This is a genomic window from Pontibacter sp. YIM B11418 (assembly GCF_059278805.1).
The window spans coordinates 160,267-177,741 of the sequence record NZ_JCAEMH010000007.1; the positions used below are offsets into that span (position 1 = coordinate 160,267).

General features: G+C 48.9%; 21 protein-coding genes. 4 read left to right on the forward strand and 17 right to left on the reverse strand.

The features are described from left to right. Window positions 1–142: 142 nt before the first annotated feature. The 3 genes from AC4QZR_RS17465 to AC4QZR_RS17475 form a co-directional block, all read right to left on the reverse strand. Window positions 143–904 (reverse strand): exodeoxyribonuclease III, encoded by a 762-nt coding sequence (locus AC4QZR_RS17465; protein ID WP_494482074.1) that lies wholly within the window; start codon window positions 902–904, stop codon window positions 143–145. A 97-nt stretch (window positions 905–1,001) separates the two neighbouring features. After that, a complete protein-coding gene (locus tag AC4QZR_RS17470; protein WP_220626147.1) occupies window positions 1,002–1,352 on the reverse strand; it encodes a hypothetical protein in 351 nt (116 codons plus the stop codon). Between the two features lie 106 nt (window positions 1,353–1,458). Beyond that, window positions 1,459–1,812: a carboxymuconolactone decarboxylase family protein gene (locus AC4QZR_RS17475; RefSeq protein WP_220626146.1), complete on the reverse strand. Its 354-nt coding sequence runs from the start codon at window positions 1,810–1,812 to the stop codon at window positions 1,459–1,461. Between the two features lie 95 nt (window positions 1,813–1,907). Here AC4QZR_RS17475 and AC4QZR_RS17480 point away from each other — a divergent pair, with 95 nt between their 5' ends. Further along, window positions 1,908–2,594, forward strand: coding sequence for a ComF family protein (locus AC4QZR_RS17480; RefSeq protein WP_494482075.1), 687 nt, complete (start codon window positions 1,908–1,910; stop codon window positions 2,592–2,594). Between the two features lie 64 nt (window positions 2,595–2,658). Here the strand turns inward: AC4QZR_RS17480 and gldJ are convergent, their stop codons facing one another. Together gldJ and AC4QZR_RS17490 are read right to left on the reverse strand one after the other, a co-directional pair. Continuing rightward, window positions 2,659–3,894, reverse strand: coding sequence for a gliding motility lipoprotein GldJ (gene gldJ, locus AC4QZR_RS17485; protein WP_494482076.1), 1,236 nt, complete (start codon window positions 3,892–3,894; stop codon window positions 2,659–2,661). A gap of 63 nt (window positions 3,895–3,957) precedes the next feature. Continuing rightward, window positions 3,958–4,971, reverse strand: coding sequence for a PorP/SprF family type IX secretion system membrane protein (locus AC4QZR_RS17490; protein ID WP_494482077.1), 1,014 nt, complete (start codon window positions 4,969–4,971; stop codon window positions 3,958–3,960). 106 nt (window positions 4,972–5,077) lie between these two features. On the opposite strand from AC4QZR_RS17490, the gene AC4QZR_RS17495 reads away from it, so the two are divergent. Further along, window positions 5,078–8,104 (forward strand): AsmA family protein, encoded by a 3,027-nt coding sequence (locus tag AC4QZR_RS17495; protein ID WP_494482078.1) that lies wholly within the window; start codon window positions 5,078–5,080, stop codon window positions 8,102–8,104. 153 nt (window positions 8,105–8,257) lie between these two features. Continuing rightward, window positions 8,258–9,049 carry a DUF4382 domain-containing protein gene (locus AC4QZR_RS17500; RefSeq protein ID WP_494482079.1) on the forward strand — a complete coding sequence of 264 codons (792 nt, stop codon included), beginning with the start codon at window positions 8,258–8,260 and terminating at the stop codon, window positions 9,047–9,049. 132 nt (window positions 9,050–9,181) lie between these two features. Here AC4QZR_RS17500 and AC4QZR_RS17505 read toward each other — a convergent pair whose 3' ends face one another. The 6 genes from AC4QZR_RS17505 to AC4QZR_RS17530 all read right to left on the reverse strand — a co-directional run bounded on the left by AC4QZR_RS17505 (window position 9,182) and on the right by AC4QZR_RS17530 (window position 12,227). Further along, the gene (locus tag AC4QZR_RS17505) at window positions 9,182–9,658 is read right to left on the reverse strand and encodes a DinB family protein (RefSeq protein WP_494482080.1); all 477 of its coding nucleotides are present in this window, start codon (window positions 9,656–9,658) and stop codon (window positions 9,182–9,184) included. A gap of 1 nt (window position 9,659) precedes the next feature. Continuing rightward, complete coding sequence (locus AC4QZR_RS17510; RefSeq protein ID WP_494482081.1) at window positions 9,660–10,055, reverse strand: DUF6970 domain-containing protein; 396 nt, start codon at window positions 10,053–10,055, stop codon at window positions 9,660–9,662. 96 nt (window positions 10,056–10,151) lie between these two features. After that, complete coding sequence (locus AC4QZR_RS17515) at window positions 10,152–10,538, reverse strand: diacylglycerol kinase family protein (RefSeq protein ID WP_494482082.1); 387 nt, start codon at window positions 10,536–10,538, stop codon at window positions 10,152–10,154. An 87-nt stretch (window positions 10,539–10,625) separates the two neighbouring features. After that, window positions 10,626–10,937 (reverse strand): peptide-methionine (R)-S-oxide reductase, encoded by a 312-nt coding sequence (locus AC4QZR_RS17520; protein ID WP_494482083.1) that lies wholly within the window; start codon window positions 10,935–10,937, stop codon window positions 10,626–10,628. Between the two features lie 23 nt (window positions 10,938–10,960). Continuing rightward, complete coding sequence (locus AC4QZR_RS17525; RefSeq protein ID WP_494482084.1) at window positions 10,961–11,356, reverse strand: methionine-R-sulfoxide reductase; 396 nt, start codon at window positions 11,354–11,356, stop codon at window positions 10,961–10,963. Window positions 11,357–11,450: 94 nt separating this feature from the next. Then, window positions 11,451–12,227, reverse strand: a complete 777-nt coding sequence (locus AC4QZR_RS17530; protein ID WP_494482085.1) for an SDR family NAD(P)-dependent oxidoreductase — start codon at window positions 12,225–12,227, stop codon at window positions 11,451–11,453. 266 nt (window positions 12,228–12,493) lie between these two features. Between AC4QZR_RS17530 and AC4QZR_RS17535 the strand changes: the two genes are divergently transcribed. Then, window positions 12,494–13,945, forward strand: a complete 1,452-nt coding sequence (locus AC4QZR_RS17535) for an alpha/beta hydrolase family protein (protein ID WP_494482086.1) — start codon at window positions 12,494–12,496, stop codon at window positions 13,943–13,945. 12 nt (window positions 13,946–13,957) lie between these two features. Here the strand turns inward: AC4QZR_RS17535 and AC4QZR_RS17540 are convergent, their stop codons facing one another. The 6 genes from AC4QZR_RS17540 to AC4QZR_RS17565 all read right to left on the reverse strand — a co-directional run bounded on the left by AC4QZR_RS17540 (window position 13,958) and on the right by AC4QZR_RS17565 (window position 17,438). Continuing rightward, window positions 13,958–14,488, reverse strand: coding sequence for a GNAT family N-acetyltransferase (locus tag AC4QZR_RS17540; RefSeq protein WP_494482087.1), 531 nt, complete (start codon window positions 14,486–14,488; stop codon window positions 13,958–13,960). A gap of 37 nt (window positions 14,489–14,525) precedes the next feature. Then, window positions 14,526–15,008 (reverse strand): YdeI/OmpD-associated family protein, encoded by a 483-nt coding sequence (locus AC4QZR_RS17545; RefSeq protein WP_494482088.1) that lies wholly within the window; start codon window positions 15,006–15,008, stop codon window positions 14,526–14,528. A gap of 58 nt (window positions 15,009–15,066) precedes the next feature. Then, window positions 15,067–16,029, reverse strand: a complete 963-nt coding sequence (locus AC4QZR_RS17550) for an SRPBCC family protein (protein ID WP_494482089.1) — start codon at window positions 16,027–16,029, stop codon at window positions 15,067–15,069. Between the two features lie 97 nt (window positions 16,030–16,126). Further along, window positions 16,127–16,504, reverse strand: coding sequence for a hypothetical protein (locus tag AC4QZR_RS17555; RefSeq protein ID WP_494482090.1), 378 nt, complete (start codon window positions 16,502–16,504; stop codon window positions 16,127–16,129). 19 nt (window positions 16,505–16,523) lie between these two features. Next, a complete protein-coding gene (locus tag AC4QZR_RS17560) occupies window positions 16,524–16,889 on the reverse strand; it encodes a hypothetical protein (RefSeq protein WP_494482091.1) in 366 nt (121 codons plus the stop codon). A gap of 48 nt (window positions 16,890–16,937) precedes the next feature. Continuing rightward, window positions 16,938–17,438 carry a GbsR/MarR family transcriptional regulator gene (locus AC4QZR_RS17565; protein ID WP_494482092.1) on the reverse strand — a complete coding sequence of 167 codons (501 nt, stop codon included), beginning with the start codon at window positions 17,436–17,438 and terminating at the stop codon, window positions 16,938–16,940. Between the last annotated feature and the right edge of the window lie 37 nt (window positions 17,439–17,475).

The following is a 17,475-nucleotide window of genomic DNA, read 5'->3' on the forward strand; positions in this document are numbered from 1 at the left end:
AACGTGACTAACTCATGCTTACAGCTAATGATTAACCTGAGAGGTATAAATCGTTAAACTATAGAAATTTAAGAGAATCTCCTATTGCCTCTATTATTAAACTGACGACAAGGTCGATTTAGTATACGTACAGGACGTTGTACTATATAATATCCAATAAAACCGGGCAGTGATCGGAGTGTTTGGCCTCCGGCAGAATGGCTGCCCGTTGCATGCGGTCCTGCAAATTGTCCGTCACCATGTTGTAATCGATACGCCAGCCAAGGTTCTTGGCCCGTGCCCCTGCCCTATAGCTCCACCAACTGTAGTTATGCGGCTCCTTGTTAAAGTGGCGGAAGCTGTCCACAAAGCCACTCTCAATAAATTGGGTCATCCAGTTGCGCTCTTCAGGCAAAAAGCCGGAGCTGTTAGCGTTAGATTTCGGGTTATGGATGTCGATCGCCTGGTGGCAGATGTTGTAGTCGCCGCTGATCACCATACCTGGCAGCGTTTGCTTCAGGTCGCCGATATACCCATTGAAGTCGTCGAGCCATTGCATTTTAAAACCCTGCCGCTCATCACCACTCGATCCGGAAGGCATGTATACGCTCATCACCGAATAATCGTCGAAGTCTGCCCGAATCACGCGTCCCTCATTGTCATAACATTCCATGCCGCAACCTATCTCCACATGCTTGGGCTTTTCTTTGCTGAGGATGGCCACTCCGCTATACCCCTTTTTCACAGCTGGGTGCAGGTATACGTTATAGCCCATGTCCTCAAAAATGGCCCGGTCAAACTTGTCTTCGCAGGCTTTTATCTCCTGCAGGCAAAGCACATCCGGATTAGCAGCTTTCACCCAATCCTGAAATCCTTTGGAAATTGCGGCACGAATGCCATTTACGTTATATGTAATAATCTTCATACGTACTGTTTCACAACCATGCAATGGCAGCATGCCTACCCTTTAACTATAAGGAGAAACATGCTGCCGGCATAGGTTTAATAATTGTTTTGAGATGTTAAATTTCGTCAGCTCTGTCAAAGTACTCCAGGATGTGCCATTTCAGCATTCGTTCCTGCTCTTTCAGATTGGTGAAAGGTATAGGTTTAGCAGAGCGGTAATGGGGCCAACCTTCTTCGTCGACCCGTTCTAATTCGTAGAAACCCGACAGGCTGAATACCTTGCAGGTAGCAATATGCATCAGGTCCTGTTTTTCTTCTTTTGTAAATTCCGAGATGCCCCTGCCCAATTCCTGTATACCTATCAGAAAGAGGATCGCATTCAAGTCAGGCTTTTTCCCGAAAGTCTTCATCATAGAAGCCCGCAGATTGGTCCATCTGTGCTCCAGGTTAGATGATTCGTCGGCCATATCAGTTAATTGTTAAATGGCTGAATTGTTAAATTGTTGATCTCAATAGCGTAAGGATCACAAAGAGCAGCAACAAGTGAACAGCACAGCATTTGGAAAACTTTATTTACGAAGCGCTTTGCTGGGCTTTAAGTTCCTCCCAGTACTCGACTGCGCGGCGGAAGTGCGGGATTACAATAGAACCTCCTACTAAGTTGGCTATGGAAAACACCTCAAACACCTGCTCATCCGAAACGCCTTCGTCGAAGCATTTGCCCAGGTGATACTTAATGCAATCGTCGCAACGGAGCACCATGGAGGCCACCAAGCCGAGCATTTCCTTGGTTTTTACATCGAGGGCACCCTCCGCGTAGGTGTTGGTGTCGAGGTTAAAAAAGCGCTTGATTACTTTGTTGTCGTACGACATGATGCGTTCGTTCATGCGCGTACGGTATTCGTTGAATTCTTCTATCTGACTCATTGTTGTGTGTGCTGTGACTGTTTTATGCTTTTAAAAGTATAACAGATAAAGTTAATCGAAATTATCAAGAATACCTTAACCACACCAGCCCTGCTATGTTTCAGGATTTTCTGTCCCTGCTTTTCCCGGAGATATGCCACACATGCGACCTGCCGTTGGCCCGAGGCGAACGCTATATCTGCACAGAGTGCAACGTGAAACTACCTTATACCGACCTGCATCTGCATGGGGCTACTGAGCTGAACTACCTGCAACAGCGGTTCTGGGGGAAGGTACCGGTCAGATTTGCGTTTTCATACCTGCATTTCAGATCCAAGGGGCGAGTGCAGCGTGTACTTCACAAGCTTAAATACAAAGGAGCACAGGAACTCGGAGAACACTTGGGTAGGCGGTACGGTACATTGCTGGCTGAGTATGGGTATGCAGCACATTTCGATCTCGTTATACCTGTGCCATTACACCGTCTGAAACTCCGGCGCCGTGGCTACAACCAGTCTGATGGTTTTGCCAAAGGGCTGGCAGAAGCACTGCAAATAGCATGGAGTAGCAAAGTGCTGGAGCGCGCGATCGACACCGACACCCAGACAAAGAAAAGTCGCCTTGACCGTTGGCAAAACGTAGAGCAGGTATTTGTTGTAAAACAGGCGAATGAAGTAAATGGCAAGCGTGTGCTTTTGGTTGATGACGTGTTAACAACCGGCGCGACACTGGAAGCCTGCGCACACGCATTGTTGCAGAGTGGCTGCAGCGAAGTAAGTGTGACCACTATTGCGGCGGCCTAGGTATAAATGCAAAGAGCCCGGGTAAATCCCGGGCTCTTTAAAATATAGTATTAACTGTTAGTTCTTATCTGTTAGATCCAGCGTTGATCATCGCGCAACGGAAACCGATTGTTGCTGTAGATGAATCCTGCGCCATGAATCTTCTGGTGCCTGGAGACAGCCAGTAAGCTACATCTTTCCATGAACCTCCTTTGAAAACGCGTACTTCGTTGCTGATCAGTGAATGGAAACCTTCTGCTGTGTCATAGTTTTCAGCTTCGTCCTGGTAGCCGTCTCTGCGGAATGGGTTCAGATCTTCTACATCCTGGAATGAAAGTGGGCGGTAAACGTCCTGTACCCATTCGTTCACGTTACCAGCCATGTTGTACAGACCGAAGTCGTTTGGCGGATAAGCGTAGATGTAGTCCGTAATCATGGCACCGTCGTTGAGTGAGCCAGCTACACCGGCATAGTCACCACGTCCGCGCTTGAAGTTAGCCAGGAACTGACCCATTTTCTTGCCGTGCGGGTTACGCAGCTGGTGGCCATCCCAAGGGTATAGTCTTCTGTTGTTCTGGTTTTCGTCTTCGTTGTACTGGGTACCGATCAAAGCCTGGGCAGCGTACTCCCACTCAGCCTCTGTTGGGAGGCGGTAGTTCGGCAACACATAGCCAGACTCGATAGAAAGGGCAGTTGCCTCAGTTGCTTCCTCTGTACGGTTTCTACCGAAAAGGCCTTTTCGCTTGGTACTGCCGCTGGTTGCTTCTTTGGCCAGGTTCTCGTTTACCTTAGCCGTGCGCCAGGTGCAATAGTCATTGGCCTGTAGCCAGCTAACACCTACCACCGGGAAGAAACGGAAACCAGGGTAACGCAGATAATACGTCACGTAAGGGTCGTTGAAAGAAAGTTGACGGGACCATACAGTCGTGTCCGGAAGAGCAGCTACGTATACCTCAGGTATAGAGTCACGCTTCAGGTAGTGCAGGTACTCCAGCCAGTGGATGTTAGCCACCTCAGTTTCGTCCATGTAAAAAGAAGCTACCGTTACCGTGCGCTCGATATTGTCGCGGGTCATGGCGATGTCCTCCTCCATAGAGCCCAGCGTGGTACGGCCACCTTCAATAAATACAAGACCCGGTGCCTGAGGGAAATCCTCGTAATCGTTTACCTGAAACGCAGTTTCGTCCTCGTTGTATTCAATACCCGTGGCCGAGCTGTAATCGCCTGGGTCAGTGCTAGTTGGATAGCCGCCACCTTTGCCACATGATGCAAGGAGAGCCCCTCCTACTACAACGGCAGATACATACTTAATAAGCTTCATAGATTAGGACCTACTAATGATAAGGTTCTTTTAATGTAATTTAACGTGCAATTATAACTAAATTCAGAATGCCGGACAAACAATGTTATGGTTTATTTTGGACGATCGACGGCCTGTGAACAAATTATTTAAGTTAAGTTGTTCAAAAACGAGCGAAATTTCATTCGCCCCTCCCGCCTGCCTGCCAAAACCCTTCACTCCCACGTCGTGGCTGAAGCCGATACGGAGCCTGTTGAGGCTCACGCCTGCAATTATACCTAAGCTCTGATCCTGCTCGGCACCCGTTACAGGGACTCCTTTATATATTACTCCTAACGCCAAAGGCGAATAGATAGTATACATGGCTAAATCAACACGGCTAAAATTTTGCTGATAGGTAAGATTCAGGGCCGGGCTTACGCTAAACTCGGCATTGCTGCGCCTCAGGCCAGTGCTAAGGTAAAACTTATACCCGGCATTCGCCACAAACCGCAGAGGCAGGCGAGTCGTCTTATCAAAGCCATAGTTTGGCTGGTTGAGGTGCGATACGTTGAGCCCTGTCCAGAAATTGTTATTGTACAAGATGCTCCCCACGGCAAAGCTTACATAATTAGTAGGATCGAACTGGCCGGACTCGGCTGAAGTGAGGGCAGTTTGGCCGTAGTCAGAGAGCTGGTCGCCAAACACCAGGTTATCGTAATTGACACGTAGCGAGGCAACAGTGGTTTGTAGGCCTGCAGCGAGAGCCAGGTTTTCGGTGAGGCGGGTGTGGTAGGCGTAGGCCAGGGCGGCCTGCAGTTTTTGTAATCCGCCAATACCGGCGCAGTCTTGCTGCAGTACCATCCCAATTGCACTTTTAGTGCCCTCAAAACGATAGTCGGCTGAGAGCTGGTTGGTGATGAAGGATCCGTTGAGCGAAGGCCACTGGTTGCGGTGGGCAACGGCCACACTCCAGTCGCGGCCCAGTCCGCTAAAGGCAGGGTTCAGGTATAGCCGGTTGGCGTACTGTTGCGTAAAATGCGCATCTTGCCCTGTTGCTTGCAGGCCGCAGAGGCATATCATCAGGCAAAAAAATAATTTCGTGAGGCCTATATGCATACTTTCAGTACTCCTGAACGGTTATTGCTACAGAGCTTGTATAATTTCTGCATGGTTTTCGCTATAAAATTATATAGCTTAGCTTTTACTAAACGCAACCACCTATATGAAAAAAGTAGTTATCGGTTTTTTTGTCTTCTTAGCAGTGTTGTTGGCTTTCGCGGCCTTAGTGCCCCTGCTCTTCAAAGATAAAATTAAACAGGCCCTGGACAAAGAGATCGCCAAGAATATCAATGCCTCCGTTGTGTATGCGACAGATGATGTAAGCCTTTCCCTTTTCCGGGATTTCCCGAACATGTCGCTGGGGGTGGAGAACCTGCTGGTTGTTGGTCAGGATTCCTTTGCAACCGATACGCTGGCGAAGGTCCCTTCTTTCAGAATGGGCCTTGACCTGATGAGTGTCATTACGGGTAACCGGGTTAAGGTGAACAGCATCAAACTCGATGACCCGACCATTCGTTTGCTCGTGCTCAAGAGCGGCAAGGCAAACTGGGACATTTTCATCTCCGATACCACCACAACCGCTGAAGCCGACACAGCAGCCAGCGACTTCCGGATGGCGATAAAGCAATGGGATATCACCAACGGCACCCTGTTCTACGACGACCTGAGCATTCCATTCGGGATGGCGGCCTACAACGTGCAGCACACTGGCAGCGGCGACTTTGAGAAGAGCATCTTTGATATGAAATCGCAGACCACCGCCGACCGCTTTGTGATGACCTACGACGGCGCAAACTACATCGAAAACGCCGTGTTGGACGCTGACGTGACCATGGCAATGGACCTCGACAAGTTCCTCTTTACCTTTAAAGACAACCACATCCGTATCAATGAACTGCCGGTACAATTTGCCGGTACCATTTTGATGCCCGAAGAAGACATTGACCTCGACCTGACCTTTAAGGCGGCTGACACCGACTTCAGAAGTGTGCTTTCTGTGGTGCCGGGTATGTTCAAAGAAGATTTTAAGGACATCAAGACGGAAGGTAACCTGAGTTTTGACGGCTATGTGAAGGGGCGTTTCAACGACACCCTGATGCCGGGCTTCGGCACAGAGCTAAAAGTGAGCGAAGGTATGTTCAAGTACCCAGACCTGCCGCAGGCCGCCCGCAACATCAACGTAGACATGCGCATCGACAATCCGGATGGCAACATGGAAAACACGGTGGTAGATGTGCGCAAGTTCCACATGGACATGGGTAAGAACCCGATTGATGCCCGCGTGCTGGTGAAAGGTATAGAAGTGATGCAGGTCGACGGTAACGTAAAGGCCAACATCGACCTGGACGAAGTAACCAAGGTGTTTCCCGTGGAAGGTATGACGCTGCGTGGTCTGCTGAAAGTAGACGCCGATGCAAAGGGCACTTACAGCGAAAAGAGTATGCCGGTAATCGACGCCGACATGCGCCTGACCAATGGCTATGTGAAGTCAAAGGACTTCCCCGCTCCTATCCAGAACCTGAATGCTGTAGTGAACATCCTCAACAAGACAGGCAACACCGACGACACTCGTATTAATGTAGAGCGCTTCAACATGACCCTGGACGGCGAACCGCTGGAGGGCCGCATGCTGGTGCAAGGTATAGAGAGTCCTGCTTTCGATGGCCAGATAAAAGGTATACTGGATCTGGAGAAACTTACTAAGATTTTCCCTCAGGAAGGTATGACCGTAACCGGCCGCATCAATGCCAACGTGGCAGCCAAAGGCAAAATGTCGGATATCGAAGCTGAGAAGTATGGCAACGTGACGGCAAACGGCACCATGGGAATCAAGAACCTGAACTTTGTGAGCACCGACCTGCCACAAGGCCTGAAAATCAGCAGTGCTGACGCCGTGTTCAACAACGAGCGCATTCAACTTAACAACATGAACGGCTTCCTGGGCCAAAGCGACTTCAAAGCCAGCGGCTCGGTGTCGAACTACATCGGGTATGCCCTGGCCGAAAACCAGTCGCTGCGCGGTAACTTCAACCTGAGCTCCAATACCTTTAATGTGAACGAGTGGATGGTGGACGAAAACACCGGGCAAACCACAGATGCCACAGCCGAGGCTGAGGGCGTAGTGCCGGTACCGGAGAACCTGGACATCACCCTGCATGTAGATGCGAAGCAGGTGCTTTATGACAACCTGAAGCTTAACAATGTGGATGGCCGCGTGCTCGTGAAGGACAAAGTAGCCCGGTTAGAGGCTGTGAAATTCAATACGCTGGGCGGCGCTTTTGTAGCCAGTGGTAGCTACAACACTCAGAGCCTGAAGCAGCCGCTATTTGACATGAAGCTTGACGTACAGAACCTAAGTTTTAAAGAGGCCTTCAATGCTTTTAATACCATTAAAGTAGTTGCCCCTATTGCAGGTCTGCTCGACGGGACCTTCTCCACTAAGTTTAACTTTAATGGAGAGATAGGTCAAGACATGATCCCGATTTTCAAGACACTGGACGGATCAGGTATAATCGATGTGGTGAAAGCTGCCGTAAGCAATGTGAAGATCGTGGACCAGATCAGCAGGCTCACTCATTTTGAAGAGCTGCAAAACTTTGTGATCCAGAACAAGCGCATCGATGCCCAGATCATAGATGGCAGCCTCGTTATCCGCCCGTTTGACATGAAAGTAGGCGATATACAAATGACAGTGGGTGGTTCCAATAACGTGAACGGCAATATCGACTATGTAACCGCGCTCAATGTGCCTGCCGGCAAGATAGGCCGTGAGCTGAACACCCGACTGGGCAGTCTGATTGGCAACGAGGCCCTGAAAACTTCGGATCGCATTACCCTGAACCTGAACATTGGCGGCACACTGTCTGAACCACGTGTGGCCTTAGCGGGTGGCAGTGCCAAAGGCCAGGCCAAAGATTTGGTAGAAAGTGTGGTGAAGAGCAAAGTGGACAATGCCAAAATGCAGCTGGAGCAGAAGAAGCAACAGGTGCAGGACAGCGTGCGCAACGAACTTGATCGGCGCCGACAGGAAGCCGAGGATAAGGCCCGCCAGGAACTGGAGAAAAAGCGACTGGAAGCTGAGAAGCAGATCAAAAAGCAGGCAACAGATAAGATAACGGACTTCCTGAAACCCAAGGCAAAACCGGCTACCCCACCTGCGCAGCCTGATACCACTAAAGTGCAGCAGTAGTGCTTAGGCCTTGAGAACATAGTATAGGCTGCTATAGACAACTTAGTAGCCTATATTTTTTTATAGCTATATACTTTTGTGCAACTTTATGCCGTTTACTCGTATAATGGTTGCTGTTTAGCACCGAAATGGTTAAAACTTAATGCAAATTCTATGAGAACTAAATTCTTGATTCCTTTTCTGATGAGTGGCCTTGTGTGGTTCAGCTCCTGCGACAGTGAATCTGACAGCAATGGCACAGCCCGTATGGAGGTGCGCATGACAGACGCTCCCGGCGACTATGAGGAGGTAAACGTGGACATCCGCTCTGTGCAGATCCACAAAGAGGATACTGACAGCGAAAGCGGCTGGCAAACGCTTGATGAGATCAACCCAGGTATATACAACCTGCTTGACTTCGCCAACGGACGCGATACGCTACTAGCTTCAGCTAACCTGCCGGCGGGCACTATTTCCCAGATCAGATTGGTACTGGGAGAGAACAACTCGCTTAAGCTTAAGAATGGCGATGTGGTTGGTCTGAAAACGCCAAGTGGACAAACCTCAGGAGTGAAGTTACAACTGAACGCCGACCTGCGCGAAGATGTGACCTATGTGGTATTGCTGGACTTTGATGCAGCCAAGTCGGTTGTAGCGAGAGGTAATGGACAGTATAACCTGAAGCCAGTAGTTCGCACCATTACCCAGGCAATAGCGGGTGGTATAAAAGGCAGAGTAACGCCAGCTGAGGCTAAGCCAGGTATTTATGTGATTTCTGCTGAAAATGACACCATCGGTGGTTTTGCCAATGAAAACGGCGATTTCCTGATCAAAGGTGTGAAAGCGGGTACCTATTCGGTGAAGTTCTATACCGAAGGTGCTGTAAACGACACGACTCTGACAAACATCAGCGTTTCACAGGATCAGATTAAAGACCTGGGTACGGTTAATTTGCCAACAAAATAAGTTTCTGAAACAAGCTATACCTGGCTTGTCTTATTCTCTAAAGTAAACAAAAAGGGAGCCTTTCATCGTGAAGGGCTCCCTTTTTCATTTAAAGTCTGATTATCTTTTATCTAAAAGTCCTTTGTCGACCAATTAATATACCTGCCCCATCAGCTCACGCACATACGTCACGTAATCGGTGTTGGGCGGGGTATGGCCGCACTTGCGTAGGTCAGTGGCTACCTGAGCGCGGTGGTAAGTGGCATGGTTGAAGGCGTGGGTCAGAATGTCGAGTACGCGGGTGCTATACTTGTGCCCCTGGCTGTTGGTGTAGTCGATCAGGCGGTTAAACTCGTTCTCATCGGAGTTAGAAACCAGTTCAGCTATTTTGTACGAAGCATACTGGTGCAGCTTGTGCAGTTCCTCGAGGCTGTGCTCTTGCCATACCTTCACCGGGCTCTCGGTGCCGGTGATGCGGGCTATCCAGATGGCCTGCGCATTGAGCGCGTGGCTAAACAGGCGCGCTGCGTTAGCGGGCAACTCTGGCAGCGAATCGAATACGTGCAGCATCGTCTGGTTGGCCCAGATGTTATATTCCGAAAGGTTCTTTAATACGTCGTTTCCAGTCATCTCAATTATATTCTCTTTTATCTTCCCAAATCAAGGTCTCGTTTGTCCTGGCATCCAAAAAATCCGCGCAGCGACCGTCGCCCTGGCCAGTTATGCCGCCTTCAGGCTCGCACAGCAGGTTGCCATTGGTATCGTATACCCTGGAGGGAATGTCGCAGCAACGGCTGGTCAGATAGTAGACCTCCTGCTCCTTATAGGTATAGCGGTATACCTTGGCCGGTGGGTTGGCTACGCCTTCCTGCTCCAGTTCCCGGATGAGCTCGCTTAGCCAGCCTGTCGGAGCGGCCTTTTCCTGCTCCACTCCGGAGTTTGTAGGACTGTCTGCTGTCTGGCAACTGACAAAAGTCGTCATCAGCAATAGTGTAAGTGCCCACACAGGTATTTTTGGTGCAGCCATAGCAGTTAATTTTCAAACGAAGCGCAAAGGTAGGATATTTATGGCTAAACACCGATTCAAGTGCAGCATTATACCTGTACCTGCCATTTGCGGCAATTACAATTCAGTGTTTACGTACTCGACCCAATAAGGTATGAAGATGATCAAACCAACAACCGCAGCAGTAATAGCCGCCATCAGCACTGCACCGGCCGCCAGGTCTTTGGTTTTGCCTGCCAGGATGTTATGCTCCGGCGATACCAGGTTGGTGAGCGTTTCAATGGAGGTGTTGAAGATCTCCGCCGCCCACACCATGCCAATGCAAAGAATGAGCAGGCACCACTCCACCCGGGTGACCTCAAAGCCATAAGCCATGCCAAGCACAACGATGCTGGCCAGCACATGCAGCTGCATATTGCGCTCGGATCGGAACACGGCCGATAGGCCATTGAAAGCAAACCGGAAACTGTTTAAGCGGCTTCTGATAAAAGAGGGTCGGCTCATGCTAGCATCTATCAGGGTGAGGATATTTAGTTTTTGCTGTGATTTACTGTGCAGACAGGTATAAAGTTAAGGCATAGCCCGCTCTGGTTATTCTACAAATTGGATGGCAGCCTGGTTAATGCAGTAGCGAAGTTGTGTAGGCGTGCGTGTATCTTCGAAGAGGTGGCCCAGGTGCTGATCGCATTTGCCGCACAACAGCTGCGTGCGCTCCCGCCCATACGTGCTGAGCGTCTTGTGGATAACATGGTCGCCAAACTGCTCCCAGAAGCTTGGAAAGCCAGATCCGACCTCAAATTTCCTGCTCGCCTCGAACAGCGCAAAGCCGCAGCAGGTACAGACATAAGAGCCGTTTCTATGCGCGCGGTCTCTGGCCGATACCTGTTGCCTGTGTTTGAACATGTGCCTGCGGCTATACCTGTGATTTACTTCTCAAGATCTTCGACCGGTACAAATTTCATGGAGAGAGAATTGACGCAGTGGCGTACATTTTTAGGGGTCAGATACTCGCCCTCGAACACATGGCCTAAGTGACCGCCGCAGTTGGCGCAAACGATCTCGGTGCGGTGTCCGTCCGGATCAGGTATACGCTTCACGGCGCCCGTTATCTCGTCATCAAAGCTTGGCCAGCCACAATTCGATTCAAACTTGTACTCGGAGGTATAGAGCGGCGCATTGCAGCGGCGGCACAGGTATACGCCCTCCCCCTTAAAGCTGTTATACTCACCAGTGCCCGGATATTCGGTGCCTTTGCGCACAATGATGCGCTCTTCGTCTGGTGTCAGTTTATTATATTCAGATGGGTCTTTCGCGATTTTCATAAGCTTAATAGTAATAGATTTGTGTATACAAAGGTATACAAATAACGCACCACAAGGGCATTTATGACAGGATGGCGAAGGTATAAGCTACGGGCTATGCCCCTTGCCCCATGTACTGCGACAGCCCACCATCCATAAAGTAGCTCGAACCAGTAACATAGTCAGCGTCCGACGAGGCCAGGAATAGCGCCACTTTGGCGATTTCCTCAGGCTTGCCTGCCCGCTTCATAGGTATGTTTTGTTCGCTCTCTTCCCGTTTTTCCTTATCGTCTATCGCCTCCTGGTTCATGGGCGTCAGGATCATGCCGGGGCAAACGTTGTTTACATTGATGCCATCTTCTGCCAGTTCAAGCGCCAGGGTGCGGGTGAGGTTGCGCACGCCGGCTTTAGAGGCGCAGTAGTCAGCTGTGCCCGCCGACACGATCTCCTCGTGCACCGAAGATACATTGACGATCTTGCCTTTGCCTCCCTGCTGTTTGCGGTGCCGGATAAAAGCGCGTGAGCAGAAGAAGGTACCATACAGATTGGTCTTGATCGTTCTGTCGAAAACTTCCGTATCCATGTCGGCTACGTTGATGCCAGAGCCATTTACCGCTGCGTTATTAACAAGTATATCGATGGAGCCAAGCTCTTTCAGGGCCTGCTCAAAAAGCTTTTCCACCGCCTGTTCATCACTGATATCCACCTGCAGCACCATACCTTTCCTGCCCTGTTTTTTCACTTCGCTTAGCGTCTTTTCAGCGCCTTCTTTGTCGGTGTGGTAGGTCACTACAACATCCGCCCCTTCTTTGGCGAATTCTATTGCAGTAGCCTGTCCGATGCCGGAGTCGGAGCCTGTGATCAGGGCTACTTTATTTTTAAGTCTGTCCATGGGAGTAGTGGTTTAGGGTATAGTGCCTTCATCAGATAGCATTTTTAATCATACTTATGGTTGTGCCTGAGGGTTATACCTGATGCTAGTTCTGCGGCAACTAAAGGGCAGTTTTGGACAGCATGCTGTAGAATGGGGTTTAATATGCTCATCCAGACAATAAATATTAAGTAAGAATCAAAGGCCTCTTATTGCCAGCTAATTTTGATTACCCATTAATATTTGTATTTTGGAATATAAAAAGACCATCCTAATCCGAATTGTTTATGAAAGCACACTTACATAGATTCTTGGTTTGCTTTGTTGCCGTTTGTACACTTTTGTACTTCCCTCCTAACCTGCTAGCCCAGCAGATCCCGGTAGGCACGTGGGCAGGTGACCTGAATTTAGGTGGACCGGCACCTATCAAACTTATTGTTGAATTTAGCCCAAAGGTGGCAGCCACTGCTAAGGCACTCTTATCCATACCTGCCAACGGGTTGCACGATCTCCGGGCTGAACAGGTTGAACCTGGAAGTGATAGTCTGCGCTTACGTTTCACGGATCATGCGGCATCTTACAAAATTACTTTGAAGCGAGACGGCACCGAAATGCGAGGAACGTTCGCAGCAGCAAGTGCTGGATTCAAAACGTCATTAATCTTAAAAGAGACGGATCTACATTTACTTCGACCTGAACGACCTCAAACGCCACAGGCTCCATTTTCCTATTCGGTTCTGCCCGTAGAATTTAAGGGTGGAGATTCAGGCATCGTTTTACGTGGAACCATCACAGCACCGAAGGACAAAAAGCCTGCTCCCGGGGTAATACTGCTTTCCGGTTCAGGACCCCACAACCGAGACAGTGAGCAGTTCTATCATAAAACATTTATGGTATTGGCCGATGAACTGACCCAGCGAGGCTTTGCAGTGCTGCGCTACGATGAACGTGGTGTGGGAGAATCATCTGGTGTTTTTGGGGGGAACTTTACCGAAGACTTTGCCAGGGATGCAATAGCTGCTGTAAATGCATTACGAAATGAAAAGAGGCTGAAGGTTAAGGAGATCTATGTGATAGGCCATAGCGAAGGATCTCTTGTAGCACAGATCCTGGCTGCGAAAGATCCTTCCATTGCGGGTGCCATACTTTTAGCAGGTGTTGGACTTAAAGGAATAGAATTACGAAAATTAACACATCGGAACATGCTAAGAAAACGTGGGCTCTCAGATGAAGCGATTGAAAATGACACTGATGTTATGGCCCAGAGTAAGGCTTATGAAACAATTGTTGCTGCCTCTAACCCTACTACTGCCAGATTAGCTTTTAACAACTGGTATAAAGAAAACATAAGCACGGATACTAGCTTCAGTGGTATCTACATCGAGCCTTATCTAAATCCGTGGTACTTCCATCATCTGCGTTTTGATCCAGCGCCTTACCTGCGCAAGGTAAAAGCACCTGTTTTGGCTATTATTGGCATTAATGACTCTCAAACACCTGCAGAACCTAACTTGGCAGGTATAAAAGCTGGTTTAGCAGCAGGTGGCAATACAAATTTTACAGAGGTGATCCTGCCAAAACTCAATCATTTTATGCAAACCTCTATTACCGGCGCTTACGATGAGCCCTATACTTTAGAAGAAACCTTCTCGCCTGCTGCTTTAAAAGTTATAGGTGATTGGTTGGAGCAGCAAGCTGGATATGGTAAAAAGGCACGGGCAATAAAAGTGTCTAGGTAAGTTGCTGATGTATTACTCCGCTAGCCGGTAAATAAGCGGGAGCCGATTGCTTACAAAGTGCGCTACAGCTTCGGCAGAGATGGCAGCGGGGTAAGACATGAGCAGCAAGGTAAGCGGCTCTTGCCCCGGGTGGTAAGGGGGCTGTTGGTAAAAGTGATGATTCAGAGTGAAGCCGCTTTTCTCATAAAAACGAACACGGCGCTGCTGTATTTCTTCATGTGGTGGTTCCACTTCTAAAAGCACAGGTTTTGTATTGCGGCTTGCAAAGGCCTCTAGTATAAGTTTGCCGTAGCCCCTGCCGCGCAAAGCCGGAGACGTGGCAAGGTGCTCTATGAAGCGGACTTCCTCAAAGCTCCACCAAAGCAGTATACCTACCAGTGCATCCTCCTGCACCAAGAGCTCGAAATGGTAGCAGGCATGAGGCATAATGTCGAGCTGCCAGTGTAAAGGGCGGCGCTCTTCTAGCGGAAAAGACTGCTCGTACAGTTCCCAGGCTTCATTAAAGCGATGATGCGAAGTATCGGTTAGTCTGATATGTTCCATGATGGTATTAGTATTTACACTGCTGCAAAGCTAAGCGCTAATGCTGGTGCAGCTCCTGATTGCGCAGCAGTTTTTGGATCGTCCGGACAATGCGTTCCACTTTGGTTTCGTCGGTTTTAGCAGAATATACCCAGTCCACAATGGCCTTCTGCTCGCCATCTGTAAATTTCAGGAATTTCTCGTAGGCAACTGGCTCGTCCTGGAGGCAGAGCAGCAATTCTTCGGGCACTTCCTGTGGTGTGTTGTCAGCGTATAGGGTTATCTGCACCCAGTCCCCGACCTCCTTCTTTATCTTTTTCCTGATCTCCGCCCTCACCGGCAGCATAAGCTGCCCATTTCCCATCGGCATCAGGTGGCAACCTTTTATTTCGTAGCCATCAATAGTGCCCTTCACCCTGACCCAGTTGAAGTAGGTATGCTTGTCAGGTAGAATCTCGGGTATAGCCGCATAGGTCCAGCCGCCTTTGCCTGGGAACTTCTCCAGCAAGTATAGTTTATTGGTGAGGGGTTGGGGCATCATATCTTTGATCTAGAGTTTGATAGCTGCTGATTATTATTTCGTTACTCCTTCTGTAAAGTTATATACTCTCCGAACGCTGCTTTTCAATTTCCAGAATATTATTCTGAATGTCCTGCATGATCCATTTTCCCCACAGTCCGGCATAGAAATTGAAAGTTGTGTTCATCTTAAAATAGCTGTACAGGTGCAGGCGGTGCATGCCGTTGGGCAACTTCTCAAGTTCGTATGTTCCGCTTAGTACATCAAAATAGTCTCCTCCTATAACCACATGCTCGTCCAGTGTGGTAGACGGGATTTCGTGTGGATGTGCTTTGATGTTGAATACCATTTTCTGCTGGTCCTGGTATTCCGTTACCGTTTCGTGAAAGACAAGGCCATTTGTGAAGATTGCTTTCCGGTAAGCACCCACCCCTTCATAATTCAGCTCTGCTTTTACAGGTCTCGGGAAACCGAGTGTTCTGGTCAGGTAGCCGGTGTCTTCAGCCTCAGGAATCTCTGTTACTCTGGTCACGTTGCGCCAGATCTTATCCGCCGGTGCATCAATGTCGATATAGGTATAGGCTTTGTAGGTACCGGGTATAGAATCGATCATGCTCTCAAGTGGAGACAGCAGCAGAGGGAGCAGCACAATGGTAGAAATGCTGAGTTTGTTGTTCGTGTTTCGTGCTTTCAGGTAGCTGCCTATTAAGCCACCAAGCGAAGCAGCGATCAGAAATACAGGAAGTATCATCAGCCAGCATGCCCAGCCTTCTAACGACAGCACAAGCGTGATCAAAAAGAACAGGAAGACAGGTATCCAGGGAGCAAGTATTTTGTAGCTGGTTTTCCTTGTTTTGCTTGCGTCGGACAGGTATACGGTCAGTGCGCCAACAATCGTTGGCAGGCAAAACAGGAAGGTAACCGTCATGACAGAAAACAACTTCTCCCACGTCTCGACCCCGAACAGGAGCCTTAGAACGACTGCATAAGCTGTGGGTATACCAATTGCTATGAGTGTGGTGTGTAAACTTCTCTTGTTCATTTTTCGAAGGCTTTAGCTATGCTACAGGTATAAGTTTTCTGATAAATGGCTCAAAAATGAAGCAGCCCCGGCCGGAGCTGCTTCAGACCTAAAATGCTTAAGCTTTTACTTCGCTGACCTGCACTTTCTCCTTCGCCTTCCGCTTGCCCCGGAAGAACAGGTATAGGTTGAGGAACAGCATGATGCCGAGGTAGATAGAGAAGCCTCCTAACTTGTGGCTGAGAGCTTCGATCAGGTCTTGCGGCGTGAAGATTCCATTCATCTTCAGGATGATCAAGGCCGCTCCGATATTCATCAGGTAGAACCCGATCTCAAAGAGTCTGTTGGTGGCTATGGCGATTTCTTCCCGGCCGTTGAAAATATCCAGCATAAAGATCTGGCTGTTTTTGAAGAGCGTGCGGGCAACCAGCACAGTCATCAATAAGGCGATTGGCAGATAGATCAGGTACCCTTTTACCATTAATGCATTTTCCATGGCTTTGTCTGTTTAAGGTTTATAGTTTATTTGTGATTTGATTTTTCCGGCTGATAAGGTATAGCACTGTCAGGTTGAAGAAGTGAATGCCACCTAGTGAGATCAAAATGATACCGACCCGGCTGCTCAGTACTTCAATCAGATGCTCATAGGTATAGATCGGCAACTGTTGCACCATCAGCACAAACACATAGCCCACATTGAGCAGGTAGTAGCCCGTGAGCAGCACCTTGTTGATGGGGTCGATTAGCTGTTCGTTCTGCTGAAAAATCTGCTGCAGGTAAATCCTGCCGTTTTTGTACAGACTCTTCCCTACCCAGTATGTCACAAACACCCCAATCGGGAGGTAAATAGAATAAGCGAGGATGGTCAGGTCTGCCTTCATAATGATTCAGTATTTTCAATAATTATTGAAACATATCAGCAAAAAAAATTAGCGCGTAATCTTACCCAGTATCTTGAAGAACCAGTTCGAGTTAGACTGTATAAAAGTATTGATCACAGAATCAGCCTGCTTGGCAAAACCCTTCAGATTTGTCGTCACTTTTTTAAACTCCTGCACCTCTTTGCCCTCGCCCTGCACAGCCGATACCTCGTCCAGCAATCTGATGATCGGGTCAAGCTCTCGCTTCTTACGTTCCTTGGCCACTTGAGTAGCCAGCACCATCGGGTCTTTGTCAGTAACGAAATACTCTTTGCGCTCACCCGGCTTCAGCACTTTCTTTGCCAGTCCCCAGTCGAGCAGCGCCCGAATGTTCATGTTGGCATTGCCCCTGGAAATTTTGAGATCATCCATTATCTCCTCAGTAGAGAGAGGCTCCGTCGCGATCATTAAAAGCGCATGTATCTGGGCCATGGTGCGGTTTACCCCCCAACTTGATCCCAGGCTACCCCATGCTTCAATGTACCGCTCTTTTGCTTCGCTGTATTCCATGACACAATGATATGGGTTATTTCATAACTTTCAAATA

What these genes read in the sequence shown, in the direction of transcription:
- AC4QZR_RS17465 (WP_494482074.1), bottom strand. Translation starts at nt 904, where the DNA reads ATGAAGATTATTACATATAACGTAAATGGCATTCGTGCCGCAATTTCC.
- AC4QZR_RS17475 (WP_220626146.1), bottom strand. Translation starts at nt 1,812, where the DNA reads ATGAGTCAGATAGAAGAATTCAACGAATACCGTACGCGCATGAACGAA.
- AC4QZR_RS17505 (WP_494482080.1), bottom strand. Translation starts at nt 9,658, where the DNA reads ATGACTGGAAACGACGTATTAAAGAACCTTTCGGAATATAACATCTGG.
- AC4QZR_RS17480 (WP_494482075.1), top strand. Translation starts at nt 1,908, where the DNA reads ATGTTTCAGGATTTTCTGTCCCTGCTTTTCCCGGAGATATGCCACACA.
- AC4QZR_RS17500 (WP_494482079.1), top strand. Translation starts at nt 8,258, where the DNA reads ATGAGAACTAAATTCTTGATTCCTTTTCTGATGAGTGGCCTTGTGTGG.
- AC4QZR_RS17495 (WP_494482078.1), top strand. Translation starts at nt 5,078, where the DNA reads ATGAAAAAAGTAGTTATCGGTTTTTTTGTCTTCTTAGCAGTGTTGTTG.
- AC4QZR_RS17530 (WP_494482085.1), bottom strand. Translation starts at nt 12,227, where the DNA reads ATGGACAGACTTAAAAATAAAGTAGCCCTGATCACAGGCTCCGACTCC.
- AC4QZR_RS17470 (WP_220626147.1), bottom strand. Translation starts at nt 1,352, where the DNA reads ATGGCCGACGAATCATCTAACCTGGAGCACAGATGGACCAATCTGCGG.
- AC4QZR_RS17535 (WP_494482086.1), top strand. Translation starts at nt 12,494, where the DNA reads ATGAAAGCACACTTACATAGATTCTTGGTTTGCTTTGTTGCCGTTTGT.
- AC4QZR_RS17525 (WP_494482084.1), bottom strand. Translation starts at nt 11,356, where the DNA reads ATGAAAATCGCGAAAGACCCATCTGAATATAATAAACTGACACCAGAC.
- AC4QZR_RS17490 (WP_494482077.1), bottom strand. Translation starts at nt 4,971, where the DNA reads ATGCATATAGGCCTCACGAAATTATTTTTTTGCCTGATGATATGCCTC.
- AC4QZR_RS17560 (WP_494482091.1), bottom strand. Translation starts at nt 16,889, where the DNA reads ATGAAGGCAGACCTGACCATCCTCGCTTATTCTATTTACCTCCCGATT.
- AC4QZR_RS17555 (WP_494482090.1), bottom strand. Translation starts at nt 16,504, where the DNA reads ATGGAAAATGCATTAATGGTAAAAGGGTACCTGATCTATCTGCCAATC.
- AC4QZR_RS17545 (WP_494482088.1), bottom strand. Translation starts at nt 15,008, where the DNA reads ATGATGCCCCAACCCCTCACCAATAAACTATACTTGCTGGAGAAGTTC.
- AC4QZR_RS17515 (WP_494482082.1), bottom strand. Translation starts at nt 10,538, where the DNA reads ATGAGCCGACCCTCTTTTATCAGAAGCCGCTTAAACAGTTTCCGGTTT.
- AC4QZR_RS17565 (WP_494482092.1), bottom strand. Translation starts at nt 17,438, where the DNA reads ATGGAATACAGCGAAGCAAAAGAGCGGTACATTGAAGCATGGGGTAGC.
- AC4QZR_RS17510 (WP_494482081.1), bottom strand. Translation starts at nt 10,055, where the DNA reads ATGGCTGCACCAAAAATACCTGTGTGGGCACTTACACTATTGCTGATG.
- AC4QZR_RS17540 (WP_494482087.1), bottom strand. Translation starts at nt 14,488, where the DNA reads ATGGAACATATCAGACTAACCGATACTTCGCATCATCGCTTTAATGAA.
- gldJ (WP_494482076.1), bottom strand. Translation starts at nt 3,894, where the DNA reads ATGAAGCTTATTAAGTATGTATCTGCCGTTGTAGTAGGAGGGGCTCTC.
- AC4QZR_RS17550 (WP_494482089.1), bottom strand. Translation starts at nt 16,029, where the DNA reads ATGAACAAGAGAAGTTTACACACCACACTCATAGCAATTGGTATACCC.
- AC4QZR_RS17520 (WP_494482083.1), bottom strand. Translation starts at nt 10,937, where the DNA reads ATGTTCAAACACAGGCAACAGGTATCGGCCAGAGACCGCGCGCATAGA.